The 4,804-nt window shown below is 67.8% G+C and carries 4 protein-coding genes; 3 read left to right on the top strand and 1 reads right to left on the bottom strand.

Features of this window, described 5'->3' with window-relative positions:
• Window positions 1-97 precede the first annotated feature (97 nt).
• A complete protein-coding gene (locus HUU96_RS11450) occupies window positions 98-829 on the top strand; it encodes a Crp/Fnr family transcriptional regulator (RefSeq protein WP_254605195.1) in 732 nt (243 codons plus the stop codon).
• 180 nt (window positions 830-1,009) lie between these two features.
• Complete coding sequence (locus HUU96_RS11445; RefSeq protein WP_174292921.1) at window positions 1,010-3,607, top strand: PAS domain-containing protein; 2,598 nt, start codon at window positions 1,010-1,012, stop codon at window positions 3,605-3,607.
• Between the two features lie 17 nt (window positions 3,608-3,624).
• Here HUU96_RS11445 and HUU96_RS11440 read toward each other — a convergent pair whose 3' ends face one another.
• Window positions 3,625-4,380, bottom strand: a complete 756-nt coding sequence (locus HUU96_RS11440; protein WP_174292920.1) for an SDR family NAD(P)-dependent oxidoreductase — start codon at window positions 4,378-4,380, stop codon at window positions 3,625-3,627.
• Window positions 4,381-4,507: 127 nt separating this feature from the next.
• Between HUU96_RS11440 and HUU96_RS11435 the strand changes: the two genes are divergently transcribed.
• The coding region (locus HUU96_RS11435; protein WP_217430320.1) for an AraC family transcriptional regulator at window positions 4,508-4,804 on the top strand (297 nt) is incomplete at its 3' end.

The raw sequence follows: 4,804 nt of genomic DNA, 5'->3' as shown, positions 1-4,804 counted from the left end.
CAACCGTCTTCTTTTCTGCCGTCGCCCTCGCTGCCACCGTCATCTTCTGGCTATAACCAATGAGTCCTGACCCTAGGCTATGACCGGGGGAGATCATGTGGTTACACCAGCCAACGCCTTTGTCAGGAAGATCAAGGCCTATGGCCTGTTGGCCGATGGCGATGTGCGCCGCCTGGTGGAGGCGAGCGACCCGCCGCGCAAGATCGCCGCGCATCGCGACCTGATCCGGGAGGGCGACAAGCCAAGCGTGCTGTTCGTCATCCTCGAAGGGTGGGCGTGCCGCTACAAGGTGCTGCCTGACGGCAATCGCCAGATCATGGCCTTCCTGATGCCGGGCGACTTTTGCGACGTCCACGCCGGCGAGCTGGAGGAGATGGACCACAGCATCGGCACGCTCACGCCCTGCCTGATCGTCACCGTTCCGCGCCGGGATGTCGAGGCGCTGGTCATCTCGACGCCCGCGCTGACCCGGGCGTTCTGGCGGGCGCAGTTGATCGACGAGGGCGTGCTGCGCGCCTGGATCGTCAGCATGGGTCGGCGCAACGCATTGGAACGCGTGGCCCACCTGATGCTCGAACTCTACGCACGGATGCGCAACGTCGGCCTGACGACCGACCACAGCTGCGAGTTGCCACTGACGCAGGTGGTGCTGGGCGACGCGCTCGGGTTGACGTCGGTCCACGTCAACCGCGTATTACGGGAGCTACGCCAGCAAGGCATCATGGAGCTCGGAGCCAGGACGCTTCGCATCCTCGACATCATCGCCCTGGGCAAGATCGCCGGGTTCGACGACAATTACCTCCATCGCAAGATCGGGAAGGTCGCCTAGAACCTGAGCGCGATGTCAGGTTGATCGCAGCGATCCGGGACGTCGCTGATCGATCAGTGCTGGGCCGGCCGTACCGCGTTCGGTATGGCCGGCGTTCACCTGCGCCCCCATAACGGCTAAGGCTGCTATCGAGCGACTGCGCCGGGCGGACGCGCAGCCGATCTGACGGAGACGACGGACGTGACGGAACGGGAACAGGCGGAGCGCTCTGAGCAAAGCCGGATCGACGAGCAGCGGATCGCGCTGGAGATCGCCGGGCTGGACCGCCATACCGACCCGTTCGTCGCGGCAGTCCACGCCACGCGGATGCCGATGATCATCACCAATCCGCGCCTGCCCGACAATCCCGTCGTGTTCGCCAACGATGCGTTCTGCCGGCTGTCGGGCTATCCGCGCGAGCAGATCGTCGGGCGCAACTGCCGCTTCCTCCAGGGTGCCGATACCGATCCCGCCACGGTGCGCGCGATCCGGGCCGCCGTCGATCGGGTCGAGGCGCTGGAGATCGACATCCGCAACTATCGCCACGATGGCGAGCCGTTCTGGAACCGGCTGCTGATGGCGCCGGTCTACGACGCCGACCATAATCTCGCCTATTTCTTCGCCAGCCAGGTCGATGTGACGATCGAGCGCGAGCGGCTGACCGGGCTGGAGAAGAGCAACGCTGCGCTGATGGCGGAGCTGACCGGCCGGCTGCGCCTGCAGCAGGAGCGCGAGCGCGAGCTGGATTTCGCGCTCAAGGCCGGTCGCTTCGGCACCTGGAGCCTGGAACTGGCGGGGTTGAACCTCACCTCCTCCGACCAATGCAAGGCCCTGTTCGGGGTGAGCCCCGAAACGCCGTTCAGCTATGACGACCGGATCGCCGCCATCCTGGACGAGGACCGCGATGCCACGGTCGCCGCGTTCGAGCAGACGGTGGCGAACGGCGGCGACTACGAGGTCGAATATCGGATCAACCAGCCAAATGGCGATATTCGCTGGCTGGCGACCCGCGGCCAGTCGTTCTGCGACGCGGACGGCAAGCCGCTGCGACTGGCGGGCGTGTCGCTCGACATCACCGCCGTCAAGCGTGCCCAGCGCCGTCGGCTGGCGCTCGCCGACCTGACCGACCGGCTCCGCGACCTGGATGCGACGGCGGACATCTCCTACGTCGCCGCGGAGGCGATCGGCCGGACGCTGGAGGTCGACCGCGCCGGTTACGGCCTGGTCGATACCCGCACCGAGACGATCACGATCGAGCGCGACTGGAACGCGCCCGGCGTCACGACGCTCGCCGGCCTGCTCAACTTCCGCGATTATGGCTCGTACATCGACGATCTGAAGCGCGGCGACGCGGCGATCGTCGAGGACTGCCGCCTGGACCCGCGCACCGCCGCGACGGCGGCGTCCCTGGAGGCGATCAACGCGCGCTCCTTCATCAACATGCCGCTGACCGAACAGGGCGATCTCGTGGCGCTGCTGTACCTCAACCACGGCAGGGCCCGCGCCTGGCCGGAGGAGGACCTGGAGTTCGTCCGCGATGTCGCCGAGCGCACCCGCGTCGCCACCGAGCGCCGGCGGGCGGAGAAGGAGCTGGCCGATCTCGCCGCCTCGCTGGAGCAGCAGGTCACCGACCGCACCGCCCAGCTGATGACGGCGGAGGATGCGCTGCGCCAGTCGCAGAAGATGGAGGCGGTGGGACAGCTGACCGGCGGGCTCGCCCATGATTTCAACAACCTGCTGACCGTCATTCGCGGCTCGGTGGAGCTGCTGCGGCGTCCCGACGTCTCGCCCGAACGGCGCGAGCGCTACATCGGCGCGATCGCCGACACCGCCGACCGGGCGACGCGGCTGACCAGCCAGCTGCTCGCCTTCTCCCGCCGGCAGACGCTGAAGCCGGAGACGTTCGACGCGGGCGATGCGGTCGGCTCGGTGCAGCAGATGATCCACACGCTGGTCGGCTCGCGCATCTTCGTGCAGGTCGATCTGCCGAGCCGCCCCTGCACCATCCACGCGGACCGCAGCCAGTTCGAGACGGCGCTGGTCAACATGGCGGCCAATGCGCGCGATGCCATGAACGGCGAAGGCCGGCTGACCTTCACGGTCGGCACCGCCGGCGAGACCCCCGCGGTGCGCTCGCACCCGGCGACGCAGGGCGAGTTCGTCACCGTCGCGGTCGCCGACACCGGCACCGGCATCGCGCCCGACGCGCTCGACAAGATCTTCGAGCCGTTCTTCACCACCAAGGAAGTCGGCCAGGGCACCGGCCTCGGGCTCAGCCAGGTGTTCGGCTTCGCCAAACAATCCGGCGGCGACGTGCTGGTCGACAATCGGGACGCCGGCGGGGTGGAGTTCACCCTCTATCTGCCCGCCGCCGCCGAGGTCGGCGACGACACCGTCGCTGCCACCGCCGATGCCGGGCACACGATCGGCGAAGGCGCTTGCATCCTGGTGGTGGAAGACAACGCGCAGGTCGGAAACTTCGCCATTCAGGCGCTCAGCGAGCTTGGCTACAACGCGGTGCTGGCCGGCGATGGCCACACCGCGCTCGACAAGCTCGATGCCGACGATGCGGGGTTCGACGTGGTGTTCTCCGACGTGGTCATGCCGGGGATGAGCGGCGTCGAACTGGGGCAGGAGATCAGGCGGCGTCACCCCAACCTGCCGGTGATCCTGGCCAGCGGCTATAGCAGCGTCCTGGCGGAAGGCGGCACGCACGGGTTCGAGCTATTGCAGAAACCCTATTCGATCGAGGAACTGTCCCGTGCGCTGCGCAAGCTGTCGGATCGCGCGACCGGCTGACCAGGCGGTCGACGGCGCTAGATATGCGCGCCGCCGGACACCTCGATCCGCTGGGCGTTGACCCAGCCGAACTCGTCGGAGAGCAGGCCCGCGATCACCGGCCCGACATCCTCGGGCAGGCCGACGCGGCCCAGCGCTGCGGCGGCGGCGACCGCCTTCGCGACCTCCGGGTTGTCGCGGACGATGCCGCCGCTGAAGTCGGTGGCGATCGCGCCGGGTGCGACGATGTTGACGGTGATGCCGCGCGGGCCCAGCTCGAACGCCATATTGCGGCTCAGAGCCTCCACCGCCGCCTTGATCGGGCCGTAGCCGATCCGGCCCGCCATCGCGAACCGCGCCAGCCCCGACGACAGGTTCACGATCCGTCCGCCATCGTTCATCAGCGGCAGCAGCTTCTGGGTCAGGAACAGCGGCCCCTTGAAGTGGACCGCGTAGAGCGCGTCCATCTCGTCCGCGGTGATCGTCTCCAGCGTCTTGTTCGACGAGGTGCCGGCATTGTTGACGAGGTGGTCGAACCGCTCCGCACCCCAGGCTGCGAGCGTCTCGCGCACGCGGTCGACAAAGCCGTCGAACGAGGCGGCATCGCCGACGTCCAGCTGCAGCGCCGCCGCCCGGCCGCCCGCCTCCTGCGCAAGGGCGACGACCTTGTCCGCCTCTGCCTGGTTCGCGTTAAAGGTAAGGATGCAGGTCTCGCCACGCGCGGCGAGGCGCAGCACGGTGTCGCGGCCGATCCCGCGGCTCCCGCCGGTGACGATGGCGATCTTGTCGGTCATGCGATGATCCTTCTCTGCCGGACAGCTCTTGTCCGTTCCTGGCCGAGATAGGGCGCGCATCCACTATATGTCAGATCGATATCTGTCGCGTTCTTGCCCGATCCTGCTTTTATGGCTAAGAGGTGCCATGGACAGGATGTCGCCCTCCGACGTGACCGAGCTGGCGCAAGCGCTGCTCCGCTGGACGCACATCTGTCCGGACCAGAGCCCGATCACCACCGCGATCGACGGCATGATCATCATGCGGTCGGATCATCCCAAGCCGCCCGTCCACCTGGTCCAGCAGCCCTCGGTCTGCGTCGTCGCGCAGGGCGCGAAATGGGCGATGTTCGGCGGCGACCAGCTCGAATACCGGGCGGGGCAGGCGCTCGTCATCGGCGTCGACACGCCCTCGATCGGCCGTGTCGTCGAGGCGAGCCCGGGC

It is taken from the genome of Sphingomonas bacterium, from assembly GCF_903644135.1.
GTDB lineage: Bacteria > Pseudomonadota > Alphaproteobacteria > Sphingomonadales > Sphingomonadaceae > Sphingomonas.
Note: the sequence above shows the minus strand (reverse complement) of the source record. Positions and strands in the feature narration are given on the sequence as shown.